Raw genomic sequence first — 14,435 nt, forward strand, 5'->3', positions numbered from 1 at the left:
TCAAAGATATTCCGGTAGATGTGCTAGCCAAATATGACTTTAGTGCCATTCCCTTATTTATTTTAATGGGCGTCTTTGCCACTCATTCTGGTATGGCAGGGAAACTGTTTGAAGCCACTCGAACCATCTTTGGTGGGGTGAGGGGAAGTCTTGGTATTGCGGGTATCGGTTCCTCTGGTATCTTTGCATCTATCTCAGGGTCTTCACTCGCTACCGCCTCTACTATGACTAAAGTAGCTCTACCGCAAATGGAGAAGTATGGCTATCAACCCGGCTTTGCCTGCGGTATTTTAGCGGCAGGTGGTACGCTTGGTATCATGATCCCGCCCAGTATTGCTTTACTGGTCTATGCCATTCTAACCCAGCAGTCGGTTGGCGATATGTTTATCGCGGGTTTCTTACCAGGGATGCTTGGGATGGTGATGTACTCCATCACGGTGATGATTATGGTGCGCTGGAAACCGCATCTGGCAAAGCGCGGTGAGAGAACGTCTTGGAAAGCCAAGCTTGTATCATTAACTGGTCTAATCCCTTTTAGCTTTATCTTTATTGTAATTATTGCTGGTATCTTCTTTGGGTTGTTTACGCCAACAGAAGGGGCGGCCGTCGGTGCCTTTGTCTCTTGGGCCTATGCGTTCGTGAAAGGTATGCGCATGGATGGTCTCAAGCAGTCTTTGATTGAGACCTTGGCGCTCTCTGCAGTGGTGTTCTTTATGCTGCTGGGTGCAGAGGCATTAGGATACTTTATCTCTGTATCGCGCTTGTCTTATACGCTGGCGTCTTGGATCGGTGGCTTGGCTGTCAGTCCGATGATTGTGCTGATCTGTATTTTGATCATGTATTTCTTGCTGGGTCTGTTTATGGATGCGCTAGCGATGCTGGTCATTACCATTCCTGTGGTGTATCCGATTATTCTAGCCTTAGGGTTTGATCCGGTATGGTTCGGTATCGTGGCGGTGCTGACGGTGGAATTAGGTTTGATTACGCCGCCAATGGGGATGAATATCTTCGTGATTAAGGCGATGGCACCGCATATTAAGCTGTCTGATATGTTTCGCGGGGTGGCGCCTTTTATTGTGTCGGATTTGGTTAGATTAGTAATCTTGGTTATGTTCCCTGCAATATCTTTAGTGCTGCTAACGTAAGCTCTATTGATAAAAGTAAGTTTCAAAGATCACAGTTATATAACTCATCTGCATGATTCACTAATAAGGTCATATTGTTTTCATAGCAATATGGCTTTTTTATGATAAAAGAAAAAGTTGGTCGAATAATTCTATGGTTAAATTACGCCACATAAAGTCATACGATGGGACAACTTCCTGAGCGGTTATTTTGATTGCCTAAGTGATTTTTATGCTCAATTATATTATACGTGGATAACTTTTCTTATCATTCTAAGGGCTTATGAATGTAGTAAACTGGTTGGTAGTTCTGAATAGATGATTTTATAAGTAGAGAAAATAATGGCAGTCGATTTTAGTAACACTCTCATAGTCGCGATTTCTGCAACCGCGCTTTTTGATTTAACAGAGTCTGAGAACCATTTATTGCAGCTATTGGCGCAGCGACCGACAAGCGCTATCAAAGAGTTTCGTGACTACATGACCGAGCGTGAAAACGACCCTTTAAATATTGGTGCTGGTTATCCATTAATTAAAGCATTGCTAAATTTAAATGAGTATTGTGATGGTGGCGATAAGCAGGATTCAGAAATTGAAACACCTTTGGTTGAAGTCGTTATTGTCTCAAAAAGTAGCCCGGATACGGGTATTCAAGTTCTTAACGCAATTTTAGAGCATGGTATCAATATTTCACGTTCGGCATTTATTTCAGGCAGTCCTATTGCTCCTTATATCAAAGACTTCAATGTTGATCTGTTTCTGACCACCAATCGTGAAGATGCTCAGCAAGTGGCTGATGCCAATATCTGTGCTTGTGCCATACTAGACGCAACCCCTGTCAATACCTATGAGTTAGATACCGACCAGTTGCGTATTGCTTTTGATGGGGACGCGGTGCTGTTTGATGATTCAGGTGAGCTGCTCTATAAGCAAAAAGGGCTGCGAGCTTTTCATGATCGTGAAATACAAATGCGTGATTTACCGATTGAAAAAGGCCCTTATGCTGAATTATTGATTAAACTGTCAAATTTACAGGAACGTCTGCCAGCAGGTCTCAAATATTCTCCAATAAAAATTGCATTGGTAACGGCTCGCAATGCACCCGCTGATCTGCGTGCGATTAAGACATTGCGGGAGTGGGGCGTCAATGTTGATATGGCATTTTTCTTAGGAGGTCTAGAAAAAACAGCCGTACTTAGAACGTTTGCACCTCATATCTTTTTTGATGATTCTATCAAACATATCGATGCTGCTCGTCGCTTTGTGCCTACCGCGTTGGTGCCTTACCACTCGACGTCGTTATTACATAGCGACAGTTATTTGATGACTGATAAAGATGCTGCATTGTTAGATTTTACACCTGTAACGCGCTCAAATTCTACGCTAAGTCACTAAAATATGGCTAAAAATATAGATTAAAAAATAGGGCATGATATGAATTGGCAGCAATTGCTTAGCTTGATTATGATACGGATAAAGCAGGTTATTGGCTTATATGCTTTTGTATTAATACCGATGTGGGGCATGTTTTTTTTAAATAAAGCGGCATTGTTTGGCATGTGGAATATCTTTGGGATTGTGCCTCGTGCCTTAGATGTGGGCAGTATGATTGGGGTATTTGCGTCATGGACGATGCATGGTAATTTTTCACATTTGCTTGGTAACACCTTGACGTTATTACAAATTTTATTTTTGTTTGGGTTGTTTGAGAAGAATGCCTATCGAACGGTAATTAAGCTGATTATCGCATCTGGATTGGTCACTTGGATCATTGGCTCGCCATTGTCAATTCATATTGGTGCATCAGGGTTATGCTTCGCGATGCTCGGTTATATGATTGGCGGAGCTATATTTGCGCGGCGCTGGGGTTACTTGCTTGCCTGTATTGTCATGGGTACTGGCTATTGGTTGACTATCAAGCAAGGATTGATGCCGCAACAAGGTATCTCTTTTGCGGCGCACTTCGGTGGGTTATGTGCTGGTTTGCTGCTAGGCGCTAACTCTAAGCATACTTATACGTCAACTTCTCAGCGCAATTGAATACATGACTATAAGATAAGCAGACTTAAACCCCTTAATAATCATCATATGTGTTATCAGTATTTCATATATATATATTTATGGGGAAATTAGCTTTTATCGGTGCAAATACTAATAAACAACGGATCATCTGTTGCCAACTCTCGCCATGCTGTTGTTTGTCTCACATGTTCATCAATCGTTAGCTTGCTGTCTTTTTCGGGCATTACATAATCTGCACGTGCAGGAATACGACAGTCTATAACTTGTGGTACTTTCTGCACACTTCTGCGTCTTTCAAACAAATATAAATTGACCAAATATATATTTGGATTGTCTACCTGTACGCTAGCATTGCCTGTATCGGCAGCGATAAAACGCAATATTTGCGGCTTGACATAAGACCATGGGCGAAACCACTCGGTGCTTTTTGCTACTTTGACGACTTGTACGCCTGCTGGTAACTTGCTCACTTGCTGACCATACCAGTTATATTCTTGGTGTATTTGAAAGGCAAACATACCGATCGCCGCAAACAAAGGGATAAGCCACTTTGGTGCGCGTTTGCCAGCCAGTTTACTGAGGTGAGTTATAATCAGTGCTAGACCAGCCATGCCAAACGCGGCAGCGATGGTAGCGATAAACTCAAAAAGCATAAAATCTTCCTTAATGCGTTAGGCACTTTTAATTGAGTGCTTTTAACTAAGCATAATTAGTAAAGTATATTCAATAAAGCAAAAATCTAACATTTTTTATAATAAATAAAAGATAAAAAAATCACTCACAAGCAGCTACTGCCTGTGAGTGATATATAGTAACTGAAGATATATCCTCATTAGTACGCTTAGTGGTCGACTGCCCCGCCTGCGCCACGTGGAGAGCGAACACTTTCAACCAGCTCTTGGATGTATAATGGTGGGGGAGCAGTAGCATAAGAGACAGCAAATGCTACGATAAAGTTGAGTAATGCTCCAACTGCACCAAATGACAGTGGCGAGATACCAAACAACCAGTACTCTGGTGTATCAGGGAAATTCGCCGTACCGCTAATGAAGAACCAACCTTTGAAGACAAAGATATAAACAAGGATGCTGATCAGACCTGTTAGCATACCAGCGATGGCACCAACATTGTTGATACGTTTGGAGAAAATACCCATCATCAGTGCAGGGAAGAGTGAGGCACCAGCAATACCGAATGCTAATGCGACTACCTGTGCGGCAAACCCTGGTGGATTAATACCGAGCCATGTAGCGACGACAATTGCAATACCCATCGTAATACGTGCAACTCTCAACTCGCCTTTATCAGTGATATTTGGATTAAGGTTTCGTTTAATCAAGTCATGACTGATCGCTGACGAGATAGCGAGTAGTAGGCCTGCTGCTGTTGAGAGCGCTGCTGCCAAACCACCTGCGGCGATAAGACCAATAACCCATGGTGGAAGGTTTGCAATTTCTGGGTTAGCCAATACTAAGATATCCGCATTCACATCCAGCTCGTTACCCTTCCAGCCTGCTGCTGTAAAGCGTCCGTCAAGTTCTAGATTCTGTGCAATACTTGCAGCCTCTACAGCTGCAGTGGCAGCCGCTACATCGCCACCATCCGCTTGTGCAGCAGACAAGGCAAGTTCAGCGGCACCAAGTCCACTGTCGTTGTACATTTGGATACGACCATCATTATTAAGATCAGTATATTTAATAAGACCAGTATCTTCCCATGTCTTCATCCAATCTGGACGTTGGTCATACTCCAAAGGCGCTTCTGTAACACCCTGTGGATAGATTGTATCGATAAGGTTTAGACGTGCCATCGCACCAACCGCAGGTGCAGTGAAGTATAGTAGCGAGATAAATACCAATGTCCAACCAGCAGTCCAGCGGGCATCAGCCACTTTAGGAACCGTAAAAAAGCGAATAATGACGTGAGGTAGACCTGCTGTACCAATCATGAGTGATAATGTAAATAGCACCATGTTTAGCTTGTTAGGGACGTCAGCAGTATAGGCCGTGAAACCCAAGTCGGTAACCACCTGATCTAGCTTGGCTAAGATAGGAATACCTGCTTCTACATCGTTTGAAAACAAGCCCAAACCTGGAATTGGATTACCTGTTAACTCAAGTGAGATGAAAACAGCAGGAATGGTGTAAGCAATCATTAGAACGACATACTGTGCTACCTGCGTGTAAGTAATCCCTTTCATACCACCAAGGACGGCATAGAAGAAGACAACAACTGCAGCAATCAGTAGACCAGTAGTGTTTTCAACTTCCAAGAAGCGTGAGAAGGCAACACCCGCACCTGTCATCTGACCGATAACGTATGTGGTTGACGCGATAATCAAACAAACCACCGCAATCATTGCCGCGGTTTTAGAATAAAAACGGTCGCCGATGAAGTCAGGAACCGTAAACTTACCAAACTTACGTAAGTAAGGCGCCAATAGCATCGCTAGTAGTACATAGCCACCGGTCCAGCCCATCAAGTAAGTTGATGCACTGTAACCACCAGCGGCAAGGATACCTGCCATCGAGATAAAAGACGCGGCACTCATCCAGTCAGCAGCTGTTGCCATACCGTTGACAACAGGGTGGACACCGCCACCTGCTACGTAAAACTCACTCGTAGTACCAGCACGAGCCCAAATCGCAATACCGAAGTATAGAGCGAAAGATAGACCTACAAAAATAATATTAATCGTAAATTGACTCATGGGGCTACTCCTCGTCTACGCCGTATTGTTTATCTAACTTATTCATACGCCAAGCGTAGAAGAAAATTAAAATGATAAATACCCCAATAGATCCTTGTTGAGCAAACCAAAAGCCCAAGTCGGTACCACCGATTTTTATACCTGCTAAGAGAGGACGTAATAAAATCCCAAACCCGTATGAGCATAGCGCCCAAATAAATAGGCTACCTAAAATAAGACGGACATTGGCACGCCAATAACCGGATGGATCGTTGTGGTTTTCCATAGGACAACTCCTTTTGCCTAACATAAAAACAAGATTACTTATTTGAGCCTGACAAGTTATTTTGCTTTAGCATGTATCACGTGGTGGAATGCAGTTTGATACGCTGTCTATAATCGGATCATAAAATCAGTTTATAGATTGATAAAGCAGAATGACCAACCAGTAGTAAGTAACCCAATATTATCGAAAAAATAAACAAATTTCTAGCAGTCAAAGCGCTGCGAGAAATGCTTCTTAGTTACTCGATATTGCTAAAAACGATTTTGTAAAATACTGGTTTAAATCGACTAAAACCCAATTACCAAACAAGATTTAAGGGTATAGATCGACTAGATTTATAGTATGTAAAGATGAGTATTTATGAAGGAGGGTCGGTATCGGTCGACAGTCCTCTGTCTTATTATGCTCATCTTCCTGATGATATTTTTTTAATATTACAGCTTCTTATTCATGCCGATAAGTATTGCAAGAAATATTTATGAACTTATTGGGAATATATACAATATTGCCTTAATTAACAATAAATAAATTTTATTTACTTTATGTAACAAAATGTTTGCTTCATGAAAACTATGGTCAACTTATGTTAGAAGGATTGGACAATAAAGCTGCCATTACTCAGATGCTATGCTAAAACCCTATTTATATTAAGGATTTAGTTTTATAGGGGTATTAGAGCATTATTGGTAATAAAAGTCATCCATTCTGTAAATATAGGCAATACTCTGATAAATAAATATTATGACAGTGAAAATTTTTCTTATAGGGACACATATCTAAATACGTTTTAATCTCTCTCTATCGCATTTAGTCTTAAAAGTTTTCTATAGAATTTCGTCTATAAGAATAATGTTTTAATACTTATCGCGAGACCCTTCAAAAGTTTGGGCTTGCTTAATTGACAGAATAAAGGTTTGAAATAGTTAAATAATCTTTAGTCAGTTAAAATGTAGCGACAGGATGTGAGTGATTTACTTTGCCCATATTTGGATCAGATATTCACTGTTTCGTAAATAGGCAGAGAGTTTAGTAAGCATTTTGAAATATCATTAATCACGTCAATCCATAAAATATACTAACAGTATGAAATGTAAGTGAGGGGATAGCAGTATGGACGAAGGGATAGTAGGTTGGTTTAATAGCATCGTAAATTATGGTGTCAGCATTATTTGGGGCAACAATGATTGGTTGATTGCGAATAACCCTTGGTATGGATTACTGATGTTCGTACTGATTGGTGCGGGTCTTTATTTTACCATTGCAACACGTTTTATTCAGTTTCGCCACTTTGGGCATATGTGGCAATTATTGCGCGTTTCCAATCAAGGGCGTAAAGATGGCGGTATCAGCTCATTTGAAGCACTGATGACATCATTGGCTGCGCGTGTCGGCACGGGTAACTTGGCAGGGGTGGCGATTGCGATTTACCTTGGTGGTCCGGGTGCGGTGTTTTGGATGTGGATGACTGCGATCGTCGGTATGTCGACCAGCTTTATCGAATCAACATTAGCACAAGCCTATAAAGTGCCGCACAATGACAATGTTTACCGCGGTGGACCTGCTTATTATATCGAAAAAGGTCTCGGTCAACGCTGGCTAGCGATATTTTTCTCATTATGCTTGTTGGTGGCGTTCGGCTTAGCCTTTAATGGCGTGCAGTCAAATACCATTGCACAAGCGACCAACGAAGCGTTTGGCGTGCCAACGTGGATGACAGGCTTGGTATTGGTCGTATTAGTCGCGCCAGTGGTATTCGGTGGTTTGCGCTCGGTTGCTCGTATTGCGGGTAAGATCGTACCCGTTATGGCGATTCTCTATATCCTATTAGCATTGTTCATTATCGTGACGAATTTTAGTCAATTCCCAGCGGCGATTGTATTGATTGTTAAGTCAGCCTTTGGTTTTGAGCAAGCAGCAGGCGGGGTGATTGGTTATGGTATTGCTCAGGCAATGATTAATGGTATCAAGCGCGGTCTGTTTTCAAACGAAGCAGGTATGGGTTCAGCGCCTAATGCGGCGGCAACGGCGAAGAGTTATCCCGATCATCCAGCGGTGCAAGGATTTATGCAAATGCTGGGTGTATTTATGGATACGCTTGTCATTTGTACGGCAACCGCATCAATTGTTATTTTGTCCGGTGTGGTCGATCCTAGTGTTGAGCAAGAAGGTATTCAGCTGACTCAGTTAGCGCTGTCACAGTATGTGGGTGATATGGGTGTTATCTTCGTTGCGATTGCTATTTTCTTCTTCTCTTTCACCTCCATCATTGCCAATTATAGTTATGGTGAATCGAATCTTGAGTTTATCTCTGGTGCCAAAAATGCCAAAGTTATGATTATGATATTCCGCTTTATGGTGCTTGGCATGGTATTTGTTGGTGCTATTGCCAGCCTTCCTGCCATATGGAACTTCGCTGATTTATCAATGGGTCTAATGGCCTTGGTCAACTTATTGGCTATTTTGCTACTGTCTCCAGTGGCACTGAGAATATTACGCGACTATGAGCGTCAGATTAAAGAGGGTAAAACCGGTGATCAAATCAAGTTTAATCCTGATGACTTTGTGAAGCTTAAAGACGAAGCCAATCGTGATGCATGGACAGATTAATCTAACCTGATTAAAGATAAACTTGTCTCATGTTTTGAAGTTAAAAAAACCGCCCTTATGAATTCATAAGGGCGGTTTTTGTTATGAGCGATGGATCCTAATATTGTTTATGTTTACATATTAGGATAGTTAGGGCCACCGCCACCTTCTGGCGTTACCCAAGTGATGTTCTGTGAAGGATCTTTGATATCACAAGTTTTACAATGCACACAGTTTTGCGCATTGATCACAAACTTAGCACCTTCCGCATCTTTTACTATTTCATATACACCAGCTGGGCAGTATAAACGGGCAGGCTCAGCATATAGCGGTAAGTTAATGGAAACAGGTACCGTTGGGTCAGTCAGTTTCAAATGTACCGGCTGGTCTTCTGCATGGTTAGTATTAGAGATAAATACCGATGACAGCTTATCAAATACCAGTTTGCCATCAGGCTTGAGGTAGGTTGGTTGATAAGCATGATTGGCACGCTCTAACTGATCATAATCTGGCAGGTTATCGTGTAGGGTAAATGGCATCTTACCTTTCAATAAGTTGTGCTCGATAAAGGTAAATGCACCGCCCATAAACAGACCCATGCGATGTATTGCAGGTGAGAAGTTACGTGATTCATAGTTGTCTTGGTACAACCATGATTCTTTATACATAGTCGTATAAGCAACCACTTCATCATGTTGACGATCTGCTTGTAGCGCCTCAAAGATGGCTTCGGCGGCTAGCATGCCTGACTTCATCGAGGTGTGTGTGCCTTTGATTTTTGCTGGGTTTAAGAATCCAGCATCATCACCGACCAATACGCCACCTGGGAAAGTGAGTTTCGGTAGGGAGTTTAAGCCACCTTTGGTCAAAGCACGTGCACCATAAGAGATACGCTTGCCGCCTTCCAAGACATTTTTGATGACGGGATGGGTTTTTAAGCGCTGCATCTCATCGAATGGCGACATATATGGGTTGTGGTAAGACAGGTCAGCGACAAGACCAAAACTTACTTGGTTGTTTTCGTCGAAATATAACCACCAGCCACCAGTAGAGCCTGTTTCGGTCAAGGGCCAGCCAAGACCGTGCATGACCACGCCTTGTTCGTGTTTCTCAGGCACCACATCCCACAGCTCTTTTAGACCGATACCGTAATGCTGAGGATCTGAGTCTTTATCAAGATCAAAACGGCTGATTAAGCGTTTGCCTAAATGACCACGGCTGCCTTCGGCAAAAATAGTATATTTAGCAAGTAGCTCATAACCTGGCTCAAAGCTAGGCTTGGCTTCGCCATTAGCAGCCACACCCATATCGCCCGTTAAGACACCGCGTACCGAACCGTCATCGTTATATAAAATATCATCCGCAGGGAAGCCTGGGAACATCATGACTTCAAGCTCTTCAGCTTGTACCGCCAACCAGCGCACTACATTACCTAGCGACACAATATAGTTGCCATTGTTGTGCATCGGCCCTGGGATCAAAGAGTCAGGTACTTTAGTAGAGCGAGTAGCAGAGTTTAAATAATAAAAGCGATCTTCGGTCGCTGGCACATTAAGCGGCGCGCCTTTTTCTTTCCAGTCTGGTATCAGCTCGTTCAAAGCGCGTGGTTCGATGACAGCACCTGATAAGGTATGCGCACCAAATTCAGAGCCTTTTTCGACCACACAAACCATAAACTCATCATTACCAGCAGCGATAGCGAGCTGACGCAGGCGGATAGCAGCAGATAGCCCAGCAGGTCCACCGCCAACGATGATAACGTCAAATTCCATGGATTCACGTTCAATCTCAGGCTCTGCCACGACAGGTTCTACTACTGGCTCTGGCGCTTTGTCCATAGAGACTGTTTCTGCGGGCACTTCTTGGGCCACAACGGCTGGCTCTGCTTTATCTAGATTTGCCGTCTCTGTCGCTACTGATGGGTCAGTATTCACAGTGTCACTATCAATGACTGGCTTTTGATTGTCTTGCTCTTGCATACCTACTCCTAAACTTTTAGTGGCTTATCTCAGGGCATCATTAGCTTAACAATTGAATAATAGACTTGCGGTGCTAACGTTACTCAGACATATGGCTGCCTGATAAAAACTGTCTTTGCGACATCAATTGACCACGCTACTGTTGAGATCCATGTATTTAAAGATATCAACACATCACGTAAAATGTGTCATTAACACAACACCAACTTGACCATTTCAATAAAAAATCGTTACTCATTATAAAAGAAAAGTCCTACAAACACGATACGCATTTATGAGTATCGATGTTAAGGTAAGATTGAACTAATGAGGGTGCTAAGATGATATGTTTTCATCATACCCGAAACTAAAATTTATAGTAATAATAGATTTGCCAAACTTTGAATGCTAGGTAAAGGATTATACGATGAATAACAATAATGAAGACACCATTCAAAACGATGAAACGGCAGCTGAACCGCCAAAAGACCTGCTATCTGAGCTAAATAATATGGATTCACTCAGTCAGTATCTAAAGTCTACCGTAGGCAAACGTGAAGGACGTGCCATCCCACCATTGGATCAATGGCATCCTGAAGACGTTGCTGATATGGATCTGGTCATAAAAGCAAATGGCGAGTGGTGGCATGAAGGTGGGCAAATGACCAGAGAGTCATTAGTGAGCCTATTTGCGACTATTTTATGGAAAGAAGACAATAATGGTATCATTGAATATTTTTTGAAGACGCCAGTACAGAAAATCCGTATCCAAGTTGAAGATGCCCCTTTATTAATTAACGATGTCGGTATTGTGCATGAAGACAGTGTGAGCTGGTTAGAGTTCACGACGACAACTGGCGATGTGGTGCGTTTAGATGATGAGCACGCCATCACATTAAAGGCGTATAATCCTATAGATAAAGATACGATTGATCAGCCGACTGCTGCGGTAAATACTGAAAACCATCAAGAGACAGCAACGGATATTCAGGTACGTCCTTATATGCCAGTTAGAAATGGTTTGGACGCACTTATTGGGCGTAATACTTTTTATCATTTGACCGAAATTGGTGAATTGACAGAGCAAAATGGTGAGACGATACTAACGTTACAAAGTGGCGGAAAATACTATGAGCTGTCGATGCCAGCCAGTTAAATGAATGGCTGCAAACTATCTATCCGTTAAATGATTTACTGCCTAAATAGTGATAAGTCACCTGATATTTACCGTAGTATGCCAAACAGCAAACAGCAAACAGCAAACAGCAAACAGCAAACAGCATAAAGATGACGATATGTGTATAAAAATGGCGGTAGAGTAGTGATGGATATTGCTGCAAGTAATATCTTAGATAGAGTGAAAATTCGCTCAGGTGCCGTTGATGGTAACCATGTTGAGAATTTTGAGAGTGCAACTAATGCTAAAGCTGATATCCATAAAACGCATGTCGGCACAGTTGTGAATAATAAAAAGCACAATGCGCCAATCGGACTGTTTGACTCTGGTGTTGGTGGACTGTCTGTTTATCTACATTTGGCACAGCAGTTACCTGCAGAGCGTTATATTTATTATGCAGATACCTTAAATGTACCTTATGGTAATCGTGATAGCGCCGATATTGAAGCTTTGACTTTGATAGCTATTGATTGGTTGTATGAGCAGGGCTGCAAGCTCATTGTCATCGCTTGTAATAGCGCTTCAGCCTACGCTTTGGAAACAGCCAGACGGCGTTATCCGCAGCTGCCTATCGTCGGATTAGTACCAGCGCTAAAGCCGGCCATATCGGCGAGCAAAAGTGGTCGTGTGGTAGTATTAGCCACTAAGGCTACCTTGAATGGCACATTGCTTAATGAGGTCATCGATCACTTTGCCAAACCCAACAATACGGTGGTGACTAAGTATTTTGATCCACAATTGGTACCTTGGGTAGAGGCTGGGATGCCAGAGCAAGATGATACTGCTTTGAGATTGCGCCAGCAGCTCACATTATTTGCTCATGATGGTGTTGATCAATTGGTCCTAGGCTGTACGCACTATCCATTTTTCAAAACGTTTTTGTTAGATGAGATTGCTCAGCAGCGATTGGCTATGCAGGTCGTTGATTCTGGACAAGCAATTGCTGAGCGAGTCAAGCAGCTATTGGTTGCAAATCAGATGTCAGCCACTTTTGATAACGCTACAAGTACTCATGATTTGAGTGCAATTAATAAGACAAATGTTGATATTGGATTGCCATTAACTTTCCATGCTACCAAATATAGTGATAGACTAGGCGCCTTGATTGAGCGCTTACTTGGTAAAGAGACCGTATTGCAATACTATCCTGAGTAATTGCTAGCAAAGCTATTTACGCCAATCCCTTGCCTGTAGTATTGATTTAGTTAAAATAAATTGAGTGTATTTCTGCAAGAGTATGCTCGGCTGTGCAGAACAAAATATTTGTGCTCTATTTTATATCATATTATTTTATGTCACGACCTAAGCTTAGAGGTGATTGTGCCAGACCGTCGCTATCATATTCACATCATATGCGCTGACAATGATCAATTGTTGGTCTTGGACAGCTTGGCGATATTTTTCCAGTCGCGTGCCTTCTTGACCTATGATGTGTCGAGCCAATTGCCAAAAGCATCACTATATGGTCGACAGTGCATCGACTCTTGTGATTATGCGCTGATGCTCATTGGAGACAGTTATGGCACCGTGCAAAGGAATGGCGTTAGCCAAATGCATTTGAGCTATTTAAATGCCAAGGCCAAGCTCAAACCGTTATTAATCTTAGTCAAAAATCATCATCCAGATGCGATTATCAGTCGTCAACTGCAAGAATTTATTAACTCAGTGACTCGGCAAGACAACAAGATATATTATTATGATACAGAAGCGGATATCGAGCCATTGCTCGTACAAGCTTACTATAATGCAGTGTCCAATCATCAGGTCGTTGGTGGATGGCTGAGAGCCAGTGAAGAGACGATCAAATTTAGCAAGCAAACGGTAGCGGAAAGGTTTGCGGATCTATTGTCCACTGACAAAACTCTCAAGGAAAATAGCCCCACTGCTGATGAATTTGTGTCTGATAATTTCAGTAAGCCAATTGTATTGTTAGAAGCTTTTGAAATTCAATATAGTGCTCAAGCCTATGAGGGCGGTAACCTGACGGATGTTTTCAGACCAATGACCTTAACATGGCGAGAGATATTGATCGCCTTAATGAAAATACCGGCGACCTTTACGAGCTATGGCTTGCAAAATGCTATGAATCGCTTAATCGCGTCAAAAGCTGAGCAAGACATCAAGAAAGATATGCCGAATGTCCATGCCGTCTCGCGCTGCCAAATTTCTCAAGATGATTTGAACCAGCTGCAACGTCAGCTGGTAGGTGCAAACTGGATACAGCTCACGACCTATGGCACTCGCGTATCGCAAGAGCTTTGGAAGTTGACCTTCCATGCAAAAAACCTCTTGAACGAAATACCTCATAAATCCCAATGATTCGCACTCTTCGCTAATAGTAATCCTGCCTTCCTAATCTGAAAATAGTAAGATAGCCTATCTGATGTACAGAGCATACGTGTGCCTATGACTACGTTTTGTAATACAAAGCATACGCGTCAACGGTTGTGAATCCATTTAAGACTGGTAATATTAAGACTAATCGGAGATTGATAATAAAGACATTGGTTCTATTAAAGTTACTGACTTATAAATTACTGACTTATAAATTACTGACTTATAAATTACTGACTTATAAATTACTGACTTATAA

General features: G+C 42.2%; 11 protein-coding genes. 7 read left to right on the top strand and 4 right to left on the bottom strand.

Annotated elements, in window-relative coordinates:
- The 3 genes from JFC10_RS12140 to JFC10_RS12150 all read left to right on the top strand — a co-directional run.
- Positions 1–1,145: TRAP transporter large permease (locus tag JFC10_RS12140; RefSeq protein WP_198333020.1), on the top strand; the 1,145-nt coding region annotated here is incomplete at its 5' end.
- A gap of 321 nt (positions 1,146–1,466) precedes the next feature.
- Complete coding sequence (locus JFC10_RS12145) at positions 1,467–2,519, top strand: 5'-nucleotidase (protein WP_198333021.1); 1,053 nt, start codon at positions 1,467–1,469, stop codon at positions 2,517–2,519.
- A gap of 39 nt (positions 2,520–2,558) precedes the next feature.
- Positions 2,559–3,164, top strand: coding sequence for a rhomboid family intramembrane serine protease (locus JFC10_RS12150; RefSeq protein ID WP_198333024.1), 606 nt, complete (start codon positions 2,559–2,561; stop codon positions 3,162–3,164).
- 89 nt (positions 3,165–3,253) lie between these two features.
- Here the strand turns inward: JFC10_RS12150 and JFC10_RS12155 are convergent, their stop codons facing one another.
- The 3 genes from JFC10_RS12155 to JFC10_RS12165 all read right to left on the bottom strand — a co-directional run bounded on the left by JFC10_RS12155 (position 3,254) and on the right by JFC10_RS12165 (position 6,121).
- Positions 3,254–3,799, bottom strand: coding sequence for a hypothetical protein (locus tag JFC10_RS12155; RefSeq protein ID WP_198333026.1), 546 nt, complete (start codon positions 3,797–3,799; stop codon positions 3,254–3,256).
- 188 nt (positions 3,800–3,987) lie between these two features.
- Positions 3,988–5,856, bottom strand: coding sequence for a sodium:solute symporter family protein (locus tag JFC10_RS12160; RefSeq protein WP_198333027.1), 1,869 nt, complete (start codon positions 5,854–5,856; stop codon positions 3,988–3,990).
- 4 nt (positions 5,857–5,860) lie between these two features.
- Entirely contained in the window at positions 5,861–6,121 is a 261-nt protein-coding gene (locus JFC10_RS12165) for a DUF4212 domain-containing protein (RefSeq protein ID WP_198333029.1), read from the bottom strand.
- A gap of 1,110 nt (positions 6,122–7,231) precedes the next feature.
- Here JFC10_RS12165 and JFC10_RS12170 point away from each other — a divergent pair.
- A complete protein-coding gene (locus JFC10_RS12170) occupies positions 7,232–8,728 on the top strand; it encodes an alanine/glycine:cation symporter family protein (protein ID WP_198333031.1) in 1,497 nt (498 codons plus the stop codon).
- A 113-nt stretch (positions 8,729–8,841) separates the two neighbouring features.
- Here the strand turns inward: JFC10_RS12170 and JFC10_RS12175 are convergent, their stop codons facing one another.
- Complete coding sequence (locus tag JFC10_RS12175; protein ID WP_198333103.1) at positions 8,842–10,545, bottom strand: electron transfer flavoprotein-ubiquinone oxidoreductase; 1,704 nt, start codon at positions 10,543–10,545, stop codon at positions 8,842–8,844.
- A gap of 547 nt (positions 10,546–11,092) precedes the next feature.
- On the opposite strand from JFC10_RS12175, the gene JFC10_RS12180 reads away from it, so the two are divergent.
- From JFC10_RS12180 to JFC10_RS12190, 3 genes are all read left to right on the top strand, one after another.
- Positions 11,093–11,821, top strand: a complete 729-nt coding sequence (locus JFC10_RS12180) for a DUF1285 domain-containing protein (protein ID WP_198333033.1) — start codon at positions 11,093–11,095, stop codon at positions 11,819–11,821.
- 141 nt (positions 11,822–11,962) lie between these two features.
- The gene (gene murI, locus JFC10_RS12185) at positions 11,963–12,997 is read left to right on the top strand and encodes a glutamate racemase (protein ID WP_406947332.1); all 1,035 of its coding nucleotides are present in this window, start codon (positions 11,963–11,965) and stop codon (positions 12,995–12,997) included.
- Positions 12,998–13,162: 165 nt separating this feature from the next.
- Positions 13,163–14,161 (top strand): DUF4062 domain-containing protein, encoded by a 999-nt coding sequence (locus JFC10_RS12190; RefSeq protein ID WP_227685955.1) that lies wholly within the window; start codon positions 13,163–13,165, stop codon positions 14,159–14,161.
- Positions 14,162–14,435: the final 274 nt, after the last annotated feature.

Source organism: Psychrobacter aquimaris (assembly GCF_016107525.1).
GTDB classification, from domain to species: Bacteria; Pseudomonadota; Gammaproteobacteria; order Pseudomonadales; family Moraxellaceae; genus Psychrobacter; species Psychrobacter aquimaris.

Coding starts and splice junctions, on each gene's coding strand:
- JFC10_RS12150 (WP_198333024.1), top strand. CDS start 2,559: ATGAATTGGCAGCAATTGCTTAGCTTGATTATGATACGGATAAAGCAG.
- JFC10_RS12175 (WP_198333103.1), bottom strand. CDS start 10,545: ATGGACAAAGCGCCAGAGCCAGTAGTAGAACCTGTCGTGGCAGAGCCT.
- JFC10_RS12180 (WP_198333033.1), top strand. CDS start 11,093: ATGAATAACAATAATGAAGACACCATTCAAAACGATGAAACGGCAGCT.
- JFC10_RS12165 (WP_198333029.1), bottom strand. CDS start 6,121: ATGGAAAACCACAACGATCCATCCGGTTATTGGCGTGCCAATGTCCGT.
- JFC10_RS12160 (WP_198333027.1), bottom strand. CDS start 5,856: ATGAGTCAATTTACGATTAATATTATTTTTGTAGGTCTATCTTTCGCT.
- JFC10_RS12170 (WP_198333031.1), top strand. CDS start 7,232: ATGGACGAAGGGATAGTAGGTTGGTTTAATAGCATCGTAAATTATGGT.
- JFC10_RS12155 (WP_198333026.1), bottom strand. CDS start 3,799: ATGCTTTTTGAGTTTATCGCTACCATCGCTGCCGCGTTTGGCATGGCT.
- JFC10_RS12145 (WP_198333021.1), top strand. CDS start 1,467: ATGGCAGTCGATTTTAGTAACACTCTCATAGTCGCGATTTCTGCAACC.